Annotated in this window: 19 protein-coding genes; 9 read left to right on the plus strand and 10 right to left on the minus strand. The window is 68.1% G+C overall.

What is annotated here, in order from left to right:
* Positions 1–8: 8 nt before the first annotated feature.
* Together CFB49_RS28105 and CFB49_RS28110 are read left to right on the plus strand one after the other, a co-directional pair.
* Positions 9–524 (plus strand): Ohr family peroxiredoxin, encoded by a 516-nt coding sequence (locus tag CFB49_RS28105; RefSeq protein WP_069621681.1) that lies wholly within the window; start codon positions 9–11, stop codon positions 522–524.
* A gap of 40 nt (positions 525–564) precedes the next feature.
* Positions 565–1,317: an SDR family NAD(P)-dependent oxidoreductase gene (locus CFB49_RS28110; RefSeq protein ID WP_069621682.1), complete on the plus strand. Its 753-nt coding sequence runs from the start codon at positions 565–567 to the stop codon at positions 1,315–1,317.
* Between the two features lie 59 nt (positions 1,318–1,376).
* On the opposite strand, the gene CFB49_RS28115 is transcribed toward CFB49_RS28110, so the two are convergent.
* Positions 1,377–1,805: a PRC-barrel domain-containing protein gene (locus CFB49_RS28115; RefSeq protein ID WP_069621683.1), complete on the minus strand. Its 429-nt coding sequence runs from the start codon at positions 1,803–1,805 to the stop codon at positions 1,377–1,379.
* A gap of 219 nt (positions 1,806–2,024) precedes the next feature.
* Here CFB49_RS28115 and CFB49_RS36500 point away from each other — a divergent pair, with 219 nt between their 5' ends.
* Entirely contained in the window at positions 2,025–2,168 is a 144-nt protein-coding gene (locus tag CFB49_RS36500; RefSeq protein ID WP_179234956.1) for a hypothetical protein, read from the plus strand.
* A 42-nt stretch (positions 2,169–2,210) separates the two neighbouring features.
* Here the strand turns inward: CFB49_RS36500 and CFB49_RS28125 are convergent, their stop codons facing one another.
* Positions 2,211–3,341 carry a 3-deoxy-7-phosphoheptulonate synthase gene (locus CFB49_RS28125; protein ID WP_089492956.1) on the minus strand — a complete coding sequence of 377 codons (1,131 nt, stop codon included), beginning with the start codon at positions 3,339–3,341 and terminating at the stop codon, positions 2,211–2,213.
* Between the two features lie 282 nt (positions 3,342–3,623).
* Between CFB49_RS28125 and CFB49_RS28130 the strand changes: the two genes are divergently transcribed.
* On the plus strand, positions 3,624–4,178 hold the full coding sequence (locus CFB49_RS28130) for a hypothetical protein (protein ID WP_069621685.1): 555 nt from the start codon (positions 3,624–3,626) through the stop codon (positions 4,176–4,178).
* A 29-nt stretch (positions 4,179–4,207) separates the two neighbouring features.
* Complete coding sequence (locus tag CFB49_RS28135; RefSeq protein ID WP_089437295.1) at positions 4,208–4,633, plus strand: hypothetical protein; 426 nt, start codon at positions 4,208–4,210, stop codon at positions 4,631–4,633.
* Positions 4,634–4,730: 97 nt separating this feature from the next.
* Here CFB49_RS28135 and CFB49_RS28140 read toward each other — a convergent pair whose 3' ends face one another.
* Positions 4,731–5,441, minus strand: a complete 711-nt coding sequence (locus CFB49_RS28140; RefSeq protein WP_089493140.1) for a YceH family protein — start codon at positions 5,439–5,441, stop codon at positions 4,731–4,733.
* 409 nt (positions 5,442–5,850) lie between these two features.
* Between CFB49_RS28140 and CFB49_RS28145 the strand changes: the two genes are divergently transcribed.
* Complete coding sequence (locus CFB49_RS28145) at positions 5,851–6,612, plus strand: SDR family oxidoreductase (protein ID WP_069621687.1); 762 nt, start codon at positions 5,851–5,853, stop codon at positions 6,610–6,612.
* Positions 6,613–6,629: 17 nt separating this feature from the next.
* Here CFB49_RS28145 and CFB49_RS28150 read toward each other — a convergent pair whose 3' ends face one another.
* The 3 genes from CFB49_RS28150 to CFB49_RS28160 are packed head-to-tail and all read right to left on the minus strand — an operon-like array spanning position 6,630 to position 9,058.
* Positions 6,630–7,334: an MOSC domain-containing protein gene (locus tag CFB49_RS28150; RefSeq protein ID WP_089492957.1), complete on the minus strand. Its 705-nt coding sequence runs from the start codon at positions 7,332–7,334 to the stop codon at positions 6,630–6,632.
* Complete coding sequence (locus tag CFB49_RS28155) at positions 7,331–8,227, minus strand: dihydrodipicolinate synthase family protein (protein ID WP_089492958.1); 897 nt, start codon at positions 8,225–8,227, stop codon at positions 7,331–7,333. Before CFB49_RS28155 ends, CFB49_RS28150 begins: the two co-directional genes overlap by 4 nt.
* Before the next feature lie 48 nt (positions 8,228–8,275).
* Positions 8,276–9,058 carry an aldolase gene (locus tag CFB49_RS28160; RefSeq protein WP_089437297.1) on the minus strand — a complete coding sequence of 261 codons (783 nt, stop codon included), beginning with the start codon at positions 9,056–9,058 and terminating at the stop codon, positions 8,276–8,278.
* 134 nt (positions 9,059–9,192) lie between these two features.
* Here CFB49_RS28160 and CFB49_RS28165 point away from each other — a divergent pair, with 134 nt between their 5' ends.
* Together CFB49_RS28165 and hutC are read left to right on the plus strand one after the other, a co-directional pair.
* A complete protein-coding gene (locus CFB49_RS28165; RefSeq protein WP_050013406.1) occupies positions 9,193–9,735 on the plus strand; it encodes a helix-turn-helix domain-containing protein in 543 nt (180 codons plus the stop codon).
* Between the two features lie 31 nt (positions 9,736–9,766).
* A complete protein-coding gene (hutC, locus tag CFB49_RS28170; RefSeq protein ID WP_089437298.1) occupies positions 9,767–10,504 on the plus strand; it encodes a histidine utilization repressor in 738 nt (245 codons plus the stop codon).
* 77 nt (positions 10,505–10,581) lie between these two features.
* On the opposite strand, the gene CFB49_RS28175 is transcribed toward hutC, so the two are convergent.
* Positions 10,582–11,430 (minus strand): phytanoyl-CoA dioxygenase family protein, encoded by an 849-nt coding sequence (locus tag CFB49_RS28175; protein WP_089492959.1) that lies wholly within the window; start codon positions 11,428–11,430, stop codon positions 10,582–10,584.
* Between the two features lie 29 nt (positions 11,431–11,459).
* Positions 11,460–12,260, minus strand: a complete 801-nt coding sequence (locus CFB49_RS28180; protein WP_089492960.1) for an ABC transporter substrate-binding protein — start codon at positions 12,258–12,260, stop codon at positions 11,460–11,462.
* 584 nt (positions 12,261–12,844) lie between these two features.
* Between CFB49_RS28180 and CFB49_RS28185 the strand changes: the two genes are divergently transcribed.
* The gene (locus CFB49_RS28185; RefSeq protein WP_069621693.1) at positions 12,845–13,708 is read left to right on the plus strand and encodes a LysR family transcriptional regulator; all 864 of its coding nucleotides are present in this window, start codon (positions 12,845–12,847) and stop codon (positions 13,706–13,708) included.
* A gap of 54 nt (positions 13,709–13,762) precedes the next feature.
* Here CFB49_RS28185 and CFB49_RS28190 read toward each other — a convergent pair whose 3' ends face one another.
* Together CFB49_RS28190 and CFB49_RS28195 are read right to left on the minus strand one after the other, a co-directional pair.
* A complete protein-coding gene (locus tag CFB49_RS28190) occupies positions 13,763–14,239 on the minus strand; it encodes a nuclear transport factor 2 family protein (protein WP_089437301.1) in 477 nt (158 codons plus the stop codon).
* Between the two features lie 54 nt (positions 14,240–14,293).
* Complete coding sequence (locus CFB49_RS28195) at positions 14,294–15,478, minus strand: amidohydrolase family protein (RefSeq protein WP_089492961.1); 1,185 nt, start codon at positions 15,476–15,478, stop codon at positions 14,294–14,296.
* Positions 15,479–15,489: the final 11 nt, after the last annotated feature.

The raw sequence follows: 15,489 nt of genomic DNA on the forward strand, positions 1-15,489 counted from the left end.
CGCTCGCCATGACGCCGCTGCGCCCGCCGCCGCTATCGCTGCTCGACCGGTATCGCGGGCGGGAACCGCAGACGCTGTACTCGACGACGGTGACCGTCACGGGCGGCGCGGCGGAGCACGGCCGCGCATCGGGCGTCGCGCGTTCCGACGACGGGCGCCTCGATGTCGAGCTGCGCCTGCCGTCCGCGCTCGGCGGCCCCGGCGACGGCCCGAACCCGGAGCAACTGTTCGCCGCGAGCTATGCGGCGTGCTTTCACGGCGCGCTGAGCCTGCTGGCCGCACGGGCGGGCGTGTCGATCGCCGGCGCATCGGTATCCGCATCGATCGACTTCTGCCGCGATCCGGTGGACGGGCTGTTCATGCTGAACGCGAACATTCACGTGCGGCTGCCGGGCGTCGAACGCGCGGTGGCGGAAGAGCTCGTCCGCAATACGGAGCGCTTCAGCCCGTATACGAAGATGGCGCACGAAGGGATCAGCCATGTCGTGGCGCTCGCGCCGGCGGACGACGTGCCCGAACGCTAGACGGCACGAACGTTCCACCCATCATCTTTACGAGGAAGTCATGCAGTCATTCGACAACAAGGTGGTCCTTATTACCGGCGGCGGTGCCGGCATCGGGCTGGCGGCGGCCGTCGCGTTCGCACGCGAAGGCGCGCGCGTCGTCATCACGGGCCGCCGCGAAGATGCGCTTTCCGCCGCCGCGCGCCGCGCGCCGCGCATCGATTACGTGGTCGCGGATGCCGGCAATCCGGCCGACGCCACGCGCACGATCGACGCAACGGTCGCACTGGCGGGGCGGCTCGACGTGCTGGTCAACAATGCGGGCGCCGGGGCAATCCTGCCGCTCGAGTCGGCGACCTTCGATGCGATCAGCGCGATCTTCTCCGTCAATACGCTCGGACCGTCGATGCTCGCGACCGCCGCGCTGCCGCATCTGAAAGCGACGCGCGGCAGCATCGTCAACGTGTCGAGCACGTTCGGACACAAGGCCGCGGCGCTGTTGTCGCACTATGCGGCGAGCAAGGCCGCGCTCGAGCATCTGACGCGCTGCTGGGCGCTCGAGCTCGCATCGGCGGGCGTACGCGTGAACGCCGTTGCGGCGGGCCCGACGGAAACGGACTTCCTGTCGGAACGGATGAGGCTGTCGGAAAGCGACATCGAAGCGATCAAGGCGCAGGAACGCGCGCGCATTCCGCTTGGCCGGCGCGGCGAGCCCGCGGATGTCGCAAACTGGATCGTGTCGCTCGCGTCGCCGCAGGCGGCATGGATGACGGGGCAGGTGATCACGGTCGACGGCGGACTCGACGCAACCTGACCGCCGCGAGGACACGCGCCCCCGTCGCGACGGGCGACGGGTGCGCGCGAGATAGCGGATCAGTGCTTTTCGTCGACCTTCTTCGGCTTCGGCGCCGACGGCACCTTCGCGTACTGGAACGCCGGCGTGGCCTTCAGCGCTTCCTTGGTCGCACCCGGCAGGTAGATGTTGCCGTTGCGCACGTCGAGCGACGCGATCGGCACCGCGACGTCATGCGCGGCCACGCCGAGGAAGCCGCCTGCCGACACGATCGCGGCGGACACCGAGCCGTCCGGCGCGACGATCAGGTCGCGCACCTTGCCGACTTTCTGGTTCTCGTCGTTGTACACGGTCTTGCCGAGCACGCTCTTCTTCACGCTCCAGCCTTCGAGCAGCGCCTGCGATTGCTCGACGGTCACGCTGATCGGCTGCGCGCCCGCGATCTGCGCATGCGCGCTGACGCTCGAAGCGAGGATGGTTGCTGCGAGGAGGGTCTTGTAGAACTTCATGTGTATTGCACTCCGGTTCGGTTGTTGTTGATTCCGGGGGCGAAGCGAGGCAGGCGCAATGGCTGATCGGTGAGCGCCCCGCGGACGGCCGCCCCACGGATGGCCGCCCCGCGCTTCGTCGGTCGCATGGCGGCCGGCCGCGCCGCCACTGCGTGTGTGCGTGGCCGGACTGCAGCGAGCAACACGTCTTCATGGTAGCGGGATTCGCCGGATCGTGCGTTGAGCGTGCAACGCGGCAGCGGGGTGAGCCGGATCAGGATCAAGGATCGTGCAAACAGATGGGGCGCGGCGCGGAAAATGGCGCCGTGGCCGGTCGATCAGGGCAATCTCACGGACGAGCGCCCGATCTTCGCGGCGTATTGAACACATCGAACCACGCGGCGGGCGCCGCGCCGCCGCGCGGCATCACGCATTCCGCGAATACACCCGGCGATGCCGCACCGCTTCCGCCAGCACGTCGAGCACCGGCTCCGTCTGCGTCCAGCTCAAACACGCATCGGTGATCGACACGCCGTACTGCAGCGGCACGCCCGGCTTCAGGTCCTGCCTGCCGGCTTCGAGATGGCTCTCCACCATCACGCCGACGATCCGGTGCTCGCCCTGCCCCAACTGCCGCGCGAGATCCTGTGCGACCTCGATTTGCCGCTCATGCGACTTGTTCGAGTTCGCATGCGAGCAGTCGACCATCACCTGCTCGCGCAAGCCGGCCTTGCGCAGCACCGCGCAGCTCGCTTCGACGTGCCCGGCATCGTAGTTCGGCCCGTTCTTGCCGCCGCGCAGGATCACGTGCGCATCGTCGTTGCCGCGCGTCTCGAAGATCGCGGCCATCCCCATCTTCGTCATCCCCATGAACGCATGGCTCGCGGCCGCGGCGACGATCGCGTCCGACGCGACCTGCACGCCGCCGTCGGTGCCGTTCTTGAAGCCGATCGGGCAGCTCAGGCCCGACGCGAGCTGGCGATGGCTCTGGCTTTCAGTCGTACGCGCGCCGATCGCGCCCCACGCGATCAGGTCGGCGATGTACTGCGGGCTCAGCAGGTCGAGGAATTCGGTCGATGCCGGCAGGCCCAGCGCGTTGATGTCGAGCAGCAGTTGCCGCGCGGCACGCAGCCCTTCGTTGATGCGGAAGCTGCCGTCGAGGCGCGGATCGTTGATGTACCCCTTCCAGCCGACCGTCGTGCGCGGCTTCTCGAAGTACACGCGCATCGTGATCAGCAGGTCGTCCTTCAGCGTGTCGGCGGCGGCCTTCAGACGGCGCGCGTAATCGAGCGCCTGGTCGTGATCGTGGATCGAACACGGGCCGACGACGAGCAGCAGCCGGTCGTCGCGGCCGTGCAGGATATCCCCGATCGCGCGGCGCGTATCCTCGACGAGCGTCTGCGTCGCGGCCGGCACCGGCAGCTCGTCGAGCAGCAGCGCGGGCGAAATCAGCGGACGCACCGCGCCGATGCGGACGTCGTCGATGCGCGTGGTGTCCTGCGTCGCGTCGGCGCTGCCTACCTCGCGATCGTGGGAAGGATTGTCGAGGTTCTGCATGGTGATTCTCCGGGGGACGTCTGTCTGGAATGATGGGCAGGCTCGATTATGGCACCCGCGCGCAACGATGGCGGGTTGCGGGGAAGTCGACCGGAATCGGCACGACGGTCGTGAAGTGACGGCGATCGGGGTCCGCCGGCCATTCGGCCGAGTGGTCGGGTGTCACCGCGGTGCCGTACGATCGTGGCTGTCCGCTGCCGATGCGGCCCCCCGTTCGGCGCAGGCGGCACGATGCACCGCTTGCCTGCGATCGATCGCTCACCCCTTGCCCGACACGCCACGATGACCGTATCCGACCTGCTCAGCGCCATCCGCCAACCCTACGCCGACCTGCTCGCGCAAGCGGCCGCGCAACCGGCGGCCGTCGTCGAACCGGCCTACCGGAAAGCCGACGGCACGCTCGCCACCGAAGGCCCGCTCGCGCTGCCATGCCGGGCCGACACCATTCACGGCGAAGGCGAATCGGCCGGCCAGCCGGCGATGGTCGATTCGACCACGCAACTGGATTTCGAGCCGTTCGCGTTCGAGCTCGAAACGGCAGCCGTATCGATCCATCCGTTCGTGTGGGACTGGGCGACAATCGAAGCCGACGGTCTCGACGAAGCCGCGGCCGCCGATGTGTTCAAGACCTGGTTCTTCGCGTGGTTCGACGCCGACGACGAAAGCATGCCGGCCGAAGACGGCCTGCACGGCATCGTTCACTATCTGTCGGAACCGGCGAACACGGAGCACGGATGGCGCGTCAACGCGGATCTCGGCTCGGCGCCGGGCGCGGCCGTCGAGGATCTGCTGTTCCGGCTCGTCGATGCGGGCGCCACGCGAATCAGTGTCGGTTGAAACGCTTTTTCCATTACGGACGGACGCACATGAAAAAAACATTCGCTGCGTTGCTGCTGCTGTGCATCGCATTGCCCGCGTCGGCGGAAGTCAGTACGGAAGTGCTGTGTTTTCAGACGAGCGGCGACAAACCCGTGCGCTTCGAATTACGCACGTACTACGACGACGCGGCCAAGTGGCGAGGCGGTATCGTCCGGTATGCGAAGTCGAAGACGGCGATCCCGCTGCTGTTCAAGCACGAGGATCACGAAGAACTGGCGGAGGGCCGGCCGTACCAGTTCACGACCACGTGGTGGGAAATGGTCGACGGCAAGATCAACGGCGAGTACGAGATGACGAGCCAGGGCGCGATCGTCTATTCGATGACGTACCGCAACGCACGCACCGGCAAGCAAACGGATTTCGCGTGGGCGCAGGACGTCGATGCATCCGCGAAGGCGGGGTGCCGCTGGTAATGCGGCTTCGGGCAGGGTGGCGCAGCGCGTTCGTCACCCGGCGCGCGCGTGAGCGTGTGCGCCGGTGTCACTCCGTTTCAGGTGCCTCGCGTGTCGGTCAGCCCGCGTCGCCCGGCGCGTCGACGTCGATACCGAGTTCGCTCGCCATCCGCTGGACCAGCGCATTCAGGCGCGCCACTTCGTCCGCGAGGCGCTTCTGCTCGGCCTTCAGTGCCTCGAATTCGGAAGGCGGCACCGAATCCGCGCCACCGCCGGCCTCCGCGCTCGCGAAGTCCGCCATGTTCACTTCACCGCACATCAGGTGCATCCAGCGGTTCTCGCGCGCACCCGGGGCACGCGGCAGCCGGACGACGAGCGGCTGCGCACGCGCCGCGAGTTCGTCGAGGAACGCCTCGACCGACGAGATATCCGCGAAGCCGTGCAGGCGCGCGCTGTTCAGCCGCAGCTCGGCGGCCGTCTGCGGGCCGCGCAGCAACAGGATCGTCAGCAGCGCGATCGCCTGGCTCGGGATGCCGAGCACGCGGTTCATGTTGTGCTCGAAACGCGGCACGCGGCTGCTGCTGCCTTCCATCACGAGGCTCAGATGCTTCAGCCCGTCGAGTGCGGTCGTGACTTCGTCCTCGCTGACGTTCATCACCGGCGCGCGCGCGGTTTTCTGGTTGCAGCCCGCGGTCAGCGCGTTCAGCGACAGCGGGTAGGTATCCGGCACCGTGTGCTGTTTCTCGACGAGCACGCCGAGAATGCGGGCCTCGAGGGGCGTGAGTTCGCGCAGGGCGCGGGGCGTGGGCGTATCCGGCGTGGTGTTCATGAGTAGCGTCGCGGCGTGCAGCAGGTGAAGGGAAACGATCGCGGCCCGCGCGGCATCGCGCACGGGCGAGCCATATGATAGCTCGCGACGCCCGGCCCGGCGCCGCTCACCGCACCAGCGCGCGCACGTGCCGCAGCGGGCTTTCGTCCGACGTAGCGGCGCACCCGATCGCACGCGGTGCAACGTGACGATGCATGGGCCGCGGCGCCGCGGATTCCGCCTTCACGCACGCCCCGGCGTTTGCGCGATGCACATGCCGGCGCTACGATAGGCGTTCATCCCCACATCAGCGGCGCCGCGCGCGACCGTCTTCGCACGTCGATACCACGCATCACCCGCCCCGAATGCGCTGCCGCCGTGCGTGCGCGCCGCTCGTCAAACCCGCTCACCCCCTCACCAGTTCACCACCATGACTGCATCTTCTCCCGCACACGTGCGCGCCATCGTCACCGGACACACCCGCGGCGTCGGCGCTGCGCTCGCCGAACAACTGCTGCAGGAAGGCATCGCCGTGCTCGGCGTGTCGCGCAGCCGCCATCCGTCGCTCGCGTCGCAGGCCGGCGAGCGCTTCGCCGAAGTCGAACTCGACCTGTCGGATTCCACGGCCGTCGCCGCCTGGCTGGCCGGCGACACGCTGCGCCGCTTCGTGGACGGCGCGTCGCTCGTGCTGCTGTTCAACAACGCAGGCATCGTCGATCCGATCGGCCCGCTCGCCGCGCAGGACCCGACGATCGTCGCCCGCGCGGTCGGCCTGAACGTCGCCGCGCCGCTGATGCTGTCGGCCGCGCTCGTGCAAGCCGCATCGGCCGCGACCGAATGCCGGATCGCGCACCTGTCGAGCGGCGCGGCGCGCAACGCGTATGCGGGCTGGAGCATCTATTGCGCGACCAAGGCCGCGCTCGATCACCATGCGCGCGCCGTCGCGCTCGACGCGAACGACGCGCTGCGCATCTGCAGCGTCGCGCCGGGCGTCGTCGATACGGGCATGCAGGCCACGATCCGCGCGACCGACGAAAAGCATTTCCCGATGCGCGAGAAATTCGACCAGTTGAAGTCGAGCGGCGCGCTCGCCACGCCCGAGGCGACCGCCCGACAACTGATCGGCTATGTGCTGAGCGACGCATTCGGCACCGAGCCGACGGCCGACGTGCGCAACCTGCCGACGAAGTAAGCATCGGACGCGGCCCGTCATCCCTCGAGCCGCTTCGTCCAGTCCTCGACCTGCCGCTCCGTGCGGCGCTTTTCGAGCATCTTGCGCCAGCCGGGCGGCAGCAGCGGCACGTCGCACAGCGCCTCGAGCGCGGCCATGTCGAGCGTGCGTCGATACAGCACGTCGAGCACCGCCGACAGCGGCCATTGCGGGTAGCGGCGCGCATGCAGCGCCAGCACGTCGCCCGCAGCCACCCAGCCTTCCTGCAGCACGCGGTAGTACCAGCCGGTCCGGCCGCTTTGCTGCACGAGCGCCGCCATGCGCGGGTGATCGAAACGCGCGTTGAGCTTCCAGCACGGCTGCCGCGACTGCGACACCTGGAGCACCGCGCCGCCCAGCGTGAATACGTCGCCGAGACACACGTCGCGCTCGGTGATGCCGCGCGTCGACAGGTTCTCGCCGAACGCGCCCGGCCGGGCGAGCACGTCGCGCGCGCCGATCTGCCCGGACCACCATGCATAGTGATCGTGCGCGTAGTGATGAACGGCCTTGTCGGGGCCGCCGTGATGCCGCGCATCGGCCTGCTCGTCGCCGGCAAAGCCGAGCGCGCCCAGCCACAGGCGCGCATCGACCGGCTGCTTGTCGATCGCGCTCGCGTGCGGCGTGCCGGCGAGCGGCCGGCTCGCGCCGATCCGCACCGCGTCGATGACGACCGCGATCGCCGGCCGCGCGCCGTCGCTCATGCCGCCGCACCATCCGGCAGCGCCGCGAGCAGGCGCTCGAGTTCGCGCGTGCGTGCGTCGCCGAGCGGCAGCAGCGGCCGCCTCGGTTCGCCGGCATCGAAACCGCGCAGCCTCAGCCCGGCCTTGACGGTCACCGGCAACCCGCCGTTGACGATGAACTGCAGCAACGGCAACTGCGCGTGAAAAACCGACCTGGCGCGCGCGAGGTTGCCCGTGCGCATCGCGTCGAACAACGCAAGCGGCAACACGGCATTCAGGTTCGGCGCGGCCGTGCACCATCCGGACGCGCCCGCGGCCAGCGCGGCGAGCGCCATCGGATTGCTGCCGTTGTAGAACGGGATCGTCCCGTCGCTCAACTGCGCGAGCCGGTGCATCCGGCCGATGTCGCCGGTGCTTTCCTTGACCATCGTCACGTTGGCGACGGCCCTGCAGATCGTCGCGATCAGGTCGGGCGACATGTCGACGCCGCTCGTCGCCGGGTTGTTGTACAGCATGATCGGGATGCCGATCGCGTCGCCGATCGCGCGGTAGTGCGCGACGATCTCGTCGTTGCCGAGTTTCCAGTACGACACCGGCAGCACCATCACCGCATCGGCGCCGGCCTGTTCGGCGAAGCGGGCGCGGCGCACCGCGCCCGCCGTGGTGAGATCGGAAATCCCGACGACGGTCGGCACGCGCCGGCGCACCGCGCGAATCGACGCGGTGGCGACGGCCTCCCATTCGGCATCGGACAGGTACGCGCTTTCGCCGGTACTCCCCAGCGGCGCGATCGCGTGAACGCCGTCGGCGATCAGGCGTTCGATCAGCGCATCGAGCGCTTTCAGGTCGACGTCGCCGCCGGCGGAAAACGGCGTGACCGGATAGGCGATGATGCCTTTCAGCAGGATGGACACGATTTGTATTCCTCAATGATTGTCTGACGAGATTGAAACGGCGCGCGCTTAAGCGACGCAATCCTGATGCGTACGCAACGCGCGGCGTGCGTAGTAGTCGAACGTCACCGCATCGCGCTTCGGCTTCGAGATCCAGTCGTGCGCTTCGCGCGCCAGCGCCGGCGGCACCGGTTTGATCTCGCCTGCCGACATCGCGAGCAGTTGCAGCTTCGCCGCGCGTTCGATCAGCAGCGCGAGGATGCACGCCTCCTCGATCGTCTTGCCGACCACCAGCTGGCCGTGATGCGACAGCAGGATCGCGCGCTTGCTGCCCAGCGCCTTCGAGATGATCTCGCCCTCCTCGTTGCCGACCGGCACGCCCGGCCAGTCCTTCAGGAACGCGCAATCGTCGTACAGCGGGCAGGTGTCCATGTGCGACACGACCAGCGGCTGTTCGAGCATCGACAGTGCCGCGACATGCACCGGATGCGTATGGATGATGCAGTTCACGTCCGGGCGCTCGCGATAGATCCACGTATGGAACCGATTGGCCGGGTTCGGAATGCCTTCGCCCTCGACGACGTCGAGATCCTCGTTGACGCGCAGCAGGTTCGCGGCCGAAATTTCGTCGAAACCGAGCCCGAGCCGCTGCGTGTAGTACGTGCCGGCCGCATCCGCCCGGCAGGTGATCTGCCCGGCCAGGCCCGAGTCGTGGCCGGCGTCGAACAAAATCCGGCACGTCAGCGCGAGCTTTTGCCGCGCGGACCAGCCGCTGTCGCCCACTTCGTTTTCAAGCCGTCGCTCCGCCAGCGCGACCAGCGCTTCCTTCGTCAACTTCAGCGTTTCCGCCATGTTCGCCTCCTGAATGGACCGGGTTTGCCGCGCCGTCCGCAGCTGTTTCCCCGGGCATAGGTGACACACAATACACCGAATGACACTTTGTGTCATGCGTTACAATCGGTTTTTCGAAGGACACCTGGCGCCCCATGACGATTCGCCTGAAGCTGCTCAGAAAACAGAAAGGCTGGACGCTCGACGTGCTGGCCGACGAGACCGGCCTGACCAAGAGTTATCTGTCGAAGGTCGAGCGCGGCCTGAGCGTGCCGTCGATCGCGGTCGCGCTGAAGCTGTCGAAGGCACTGAACGTCGACGTCGAGCAACTGTTCTCGGAAAGCAGTAACCGCGAGCTGATCACGGTCACGCGCGCCGGCGAGCGCACCGCGATGGGCGCGGCGGCCGACAGCCATGCGCACCGCTTCGAGAGCATCGCGGCCGGCGTCGCGCCGAAGAAGATGCTGCCGTTCGTCGTGCATCCGCCGCACGAATTCGTCGCGTCGACGTTCCGCGAGCACGAAGGCGAGGAATTCCTGTTCGTGCACAAGGGGCGCGTCGAAATCGAGTTTCCGAACGAGACGGTGCAACTCAGGACCGGCGATTCAGTCTATTTCAACGCACTCATCCCGCACCGCACGCGCAGCCTCGGCGCCGCGCAGGCGGAGATCCTGGTCATCGTCAGCCACGACGACTAGCCTCGACACCTCTTCGCGCAAGGATCTTCCGATGGTCACCAAGGCCACCGCACCGTTCCAGCAGATCAAGACGCTCGTTCGCCAGCACGTCGAGTCCGGCGACTGGCGCCCCGGCGACCGCATTCCGTCCGAGCTCGATCTCGCCGCGCAGTTCGGCGTCGCGCGCATGACGGTCAACCGCGCGCTGCGCGAGCTGACCGAGGAAGGCGTGCTCAAGCGCATCGCGGGCGTCGGCACGTTCGTCGCCGAGGCGAAGCCGCAGTCGAACCTGCTGATGATCGCGCATATCCGCGACGAGATCCGCGCGCGCGGGCACGAATACCGCTGCCGCGTGCTGAGCCAGTCGAGCGAGCCCGCGTCGTTCGACGTCGCGGCCGCGTTCGGCCTGCCGGTCAACACGCCGGTCTTTCACGTGGTGTGTGTGCACGAGGAAAACGGCCGCCCGATCCAGCTCGAGGACCGCTACGTGAACCCGGCCGCCGCGCCCGGCTTCATCGATCACGATTTCGAGACCGAGCCGCCGTCCGAATACCTGTACAACAACGTGTCGCACCACGAACTGGAAATCGAGCACGTCGTCGACGCGTCGCTGCCGACCGGCGAACAGGCGCGGCTGCTCGACATGCGCGCCGACGAGCCGTGCCTGACGCTCACGCGCCGCACGTGGACGGACGGGCTGCCCGTCACGTTCGTGCACTTCCTGCACCCGGGCAACCGCTACCGGCTCGGCTCGCGCTTCAAGCCGGGGGCGGGACGCCACCCGACCTGATCCGTCGTCGCGCGCACCAGGAACGCCAGGCGGCCGTTTCGTCGTGAAACGGCCACCGGGTTCGTTACCTGCGCTGCTTAGATCGCGCCAACCTGCCCCGCAGCGCGCGACCACACGACCGGAAACAGCGGGTGATCGAGCGGTGCGCCGTCCGGCAGTTGTTCCGCGAGCCCGGGGAAATCGGGCGACGTTTTCCAGCGGCGCGGCGCGTGACGGATGTCGTCGCCGACGAAGCGGATCGAAAACGCGCGCCGACGGTTCTGCGTGCCGCCCGACGCATGCAGCGTGAGCATCCGGAAGCACACCATGTCGCCGGGTTCGAGCGCCCAGCGGCGAATCGGGAAGGCCGCACGGTCGGCTTCGATGTCGGGCAGATCGGCGAGGCTGCCTTCCGGAAACCACTTCGCCTCCTTGTCCATGAACGTGCGCGGCATCAGCCACGGCCCGCGATGCGAGCCCGCGACGAATTCCAGCGTCGATTCGAGCGGCACCGGATCGACCGGAATCCACATGCTGACGTTGTCGTCGCCTTCAATGTCGTAGTACGGCTGGTCCTGGTGCCACGGCGTGCGCTGCCGCGTGCCGGGCTCCTTCACGAGCAGGTGGTCGTGATGCAGCCGCACGTGGTCCGTGCCCATCAGCGCAGCGGCGACCGACGGCGCCGGCGAGCGCACGATGAAGTCGCGATACGCGTCGTTGTGCTGCCAGTTGCAGAAATCCTCGAAGAACCAGCCCGGATCGTCGGGCCGGCTCGCGACTTTCGCGCGCTCGCTCGGCTGCGCGAGGTTCGCGTCGATGCCGGCCCGCAGCGCGGCCACTTCGTCCGGCGAAAAGATGCCCTTGATGCAGACCGCGCCTTCCTCGCGGAACGCGGCGATCAGTTCGGGCGTCACGGCTTGCGCGACGCGATCCTGGATACTCGTCATGGTGTGCCTGTCGATCGTGAGTCACGGGGTCACGGCGCCGAAGTCAGTTGCTTTGCGCCATAGATGTCGAAGTCGAAGTATTTCGCGGCGATCTTCTGGTATGTGCCGTTCGCGCGGATCGCGACGATCGCGTCGTTCAGCCGCTTCTTCATGTCGGCGTCGCCCTTGCGTATGCCCATCGCGACGCCGTAGCCGGTGATCCGCGCGTCGGTCACGTCCGGGCCTGCGAACGCGTAGCCCTTGCCGCGCGGCGTCTTCAGGAACGAGTAGCCGGCCTGCGTCTTGTCCTGGAACGTCGCGTCGAGGCGGCCGTTGACGAGATCCTGATACACCTGGTCCTGATTCTGGTACGACACGATCGTCACGCCCTTGGTCGCCCATTCGGCCTTCGCGTACGCCTCCTGTGTCGTGCCCTGGTCGATCCCGACGCGCTTGCCGGCGAGCGAGGCGGCGGTCGGCAGCAGCTTCGAGCCGACCGGCGCGACCAGCGCGCCCGGCGACGCATACAGCTTGTTCGAGAAGTCGATCTGCTTGAGCCGCTCGTCGGTGGCCGTCATCGCGGACATGATCACGTCGAACTTGCGTGCACGCAGCGCCGGGATCATCCCGTCGAAACTTTGCTCGACCCACACGCACTTCGCATGCAGCTGCTCGCAGATCGCATTGCGCAGGTCGATGTCGAAGCCGGCGAGCGAACCGTCGGGTTGCTTCGCCTCGAACGGCGGATACGTGGGGTCGATACCCCAGCGGATCGTGGACGCGTCCTGCGCGAACGATACGAGCGGGGCGAACGCCAGCGCGGTGACGAGGAGCTTTGCGGTGCGGTGCATGGCATGTCCTTGAAAGTCTCGACGCGGCGGGCGACGCCGGCGTCCGGTTGGGGGCGACGCGGCGGGACGCCGGCGCGGGGCGCGAAAGACGGGATTTCGATGAAATCGAGATGCAGTCTAGACCGCTCAATTCTTGAGCGCAAGCGGGAAGAACCGGGTGCGAAGCGAACCGAGGGCCAGCAGGGACCGGAGTGGTAGGACGGAGCTCGATCTACAGCGCTAACGCGGGGAGTTCCGGGTGTTTACCCTGTTCAACGCGCGCGCGCCGCCGAGGGCGTCCTTTTCGGATATCCGTGGCGCGACGATGTCTATACGAATGGTCGGCGCGAGGGTGTGTCCAGGGGGAATTGACGTTGCGCCCTATACCGCCCGGCAGGCGGCTCGGCGCTGTCGCCGCGTGTTGCGCCTTTTCGGCGCGCGCGACGACTACTTGATCAACTGCATTCCAGCGACCTTCGAGGCAAAAGCGCCGCGAAACGCCGCGCCGGGTCCGGCGAAACCGCGATTGCTCGCGGCATCCCGCCATGTTAAAAGTCGTCGCACGTATTTGAAAATGAAATGCCCGAATCCCTGGAAGTGCATAAATGAATAGGCCCCTGTTCGACATCGACCTGCTCCGCGCGCTGGTGATGGTCGCCGACTGCGGCAGCTTCACGACGGCGTCCGCGCGCCTGCATTCGACGCAGTCGACGGTCAGCCAGAAGGTGCGCCGGCTCGAGGAAATCGCCGGCCACCGCCTGCTCGACCGCGGCGCGCGCGACGTGCGGCCGACCGACGCGGGCGTGACGGTGCTCAGTTATGCGCGACGCATGCTCGCGCTGAACGACGAGATGCTGGAGGCGCTGTCGGGCGCGACGGTCGCGCTGACGATCCGGCTCGGCGTGCCCGACGATTTCGCGGCGGGCCGCACGACGCACGCGCTCGCGGCGTTCAAGCGCGAGCATCCGCAGGTGAAGCTCGAAGTGACGTGCGGGCTGAGCCGCGACATCAGCGCCGCGTACGATCGCGGCGAACTCGATCTCGTGCTGATCAAGCAGCGGCGCGACAGCCGCGAGGCCGTCGTGCGCTGGCCGGAGAAGCTGCGCTGGATCGACAGCGCGAAGCATCCGTCGATCGATCTCGACCCGGTGCCGATCGTCGTGTTCCCGCCGCGCGGGCTCTACCGCGACGACATGATCAAGGCGATCGAGGAGCGCGGCCGCCGCTGGCGGATCAGCTTCACGACATCGAGCCTGAGCGGCATCCAGGCGGCCGTCGCGGACGGGCTCGGCATCAGCGTGCTGCCCGCGCGCGTGGTGACGGACGAGCATGTGGTGCTGACCGCGAAACAGGGCTTCGCGCCGATCGAGCATATGGACATCGCGATCCTGCACCGGCCGACCGCCGACCCGATGGTCAGCGCGCTGACGAAGACGCTCGCGGCGATGCTGGAGCTCGAAGGGCGGTAGGCGAAGCGGAATTCAAAACGGGGGCGGCACATGGGGCGCCGCGCGCCACACGCGTCAGAACATCGTGTTGCCGTTCGCGGCCTGCTCGGGCACCGGCTGATTGACGTCCCAGTGTTCGACGATCTTGCCGTGCTCGAGCCGGAAGATGTCCATGATCGCGCTGCCGCGCGTGCCCGGTTCGCGCACCGCGTGCACGTGCAGGATCACGTAGTCGCCGTCGACGAACGAGCGCTTGATCTCGCTGTGCGACTGCGGATATGTGTCGCGCAGAAACGCGACGAACTTGCGGAAGCCGTCACGTCCGTCGGCCGCGTTCGGGTTGTGCTGCACGTAGCGATCGCCGACATACGCGAGCGCGGCGTCCGCATCCTTCTCGTTCAAGCCTTTCTCGTAGAACGCGAGCACCGTGCGCCGGTTGGCTTCCTGCTGCGCGTCGTCGGCCGAGCCGGTCGCCACCGCCTGCGCGGCGCTCACGGCGAACAGGGCCGCCGCCATCCATCGTGCGGCCCGTGCCGCGGTCGTGCGTCGCATCGTCGTCTCCCGACATCCGGCTGAAAACCGGATCATACCGGGACGACGCGGCGCTCAGACCAGCGCGCCATTGCGCGCGACGATCCTTCCGGACGATACGACGACGCGCCGCGCCGGCCGCGCGACGACGGCCTCCGCGCACGTCAGCGCATCGACGAGCACGACGTCCGCGCGGCTGCCCGGCTGCAGTCCGTACTCCGCGAAACCGCAGCCGCGCGCCGCGCCGTACGTCACGCAGTCGAGCGCGACTTCGAGCGCGTCGTCGCGGCGGAAATCGTTGCGCATGCCGATCAGCATCGCGCGTTCGAGCATGTCGGGCGAACCGTACGGCGTCCACGTGTCGCGCACGCCGTCGTTGCCGCCGATCACGGTCACGCCCGCCGCGCGGCATGCGGCCACGGGCGGCACCGGCACCGCGGCCGGCGCGGTCGTGACGATTCCCACGCCGAGCTCGGCCATCCGCGCGAGCAGCGCATCGCGCTCGTATTCGGCGAGATCGCCGAGACAAAAGCCATGGCTGATCGTGACCTTCCCCTGCATGCCGTGCGCCGCCGTGCGCTGCAGGATCAGGTCGAGCGAGTACGCGCCCATCGACCCGCGCTCGTGCAGATGGATGTCGAGCCCGCGGCCGTGGCGTTCGGCGATCGCGAACAGCAGGTCCACCGCTTCGACCGGATCGCCTTCGATCGCGCACGGATCGAGCCCCCCGAGCAGGTCGGCGCCGGCATCGAGCGCGTCGGACAGCAGCCCGTCGGTGCCCGGCCGCCCGAGCACGCCCGATTGCGGAAACGCGACGATCTGGATCTCGACCTGCCCGCGCAGCGTCTCGCGCGTCGCCAGCACGCCGTGCAGATGGCGCAGCCCGGCGTCGGTATCGACGTCGACGTGCGTGCGGATACGCGTCGTGCCGGCCGCGAGGAACGCGCGCGCCAGCCCGAGCGACGCGGCGCCCGCGTCATGGCCGCTCGTCGCGCGATAGAGGCGTTCGTTTTCGATACGGTCGACGAGACGCTGCCCGACCTCGTTGCGATACCACGGCATCCCCCAGTGGGTCTTGTCGAGGTGCGTGTGGCCTTCGACGAGGCCGGGCAGCGCCAACGCGCCCGCGCCGTCCTCGATCGCGCAGCCGGCCGGCGCGTCGAGCGACGGGCCGACCCGCGCGATGCGATCGCCTTCGATCAGGATGTCGAGCGCGGCGTCGGCGTTCGTGCGGACGTTGCGGATCAGCAGGTTCGTCATGTCGGTTCCGG

It is taken from the genome of Burkholderia sp. AU17457 (genome assembly GCF_002223255.1).
Classification (GTDB): domain Bacteria; phylum Pseudomonadota; class Gammaproteobacteria; order Burkholderiales; family Burkholderiaceae; genus Burkholderia; species Burkholderia sola.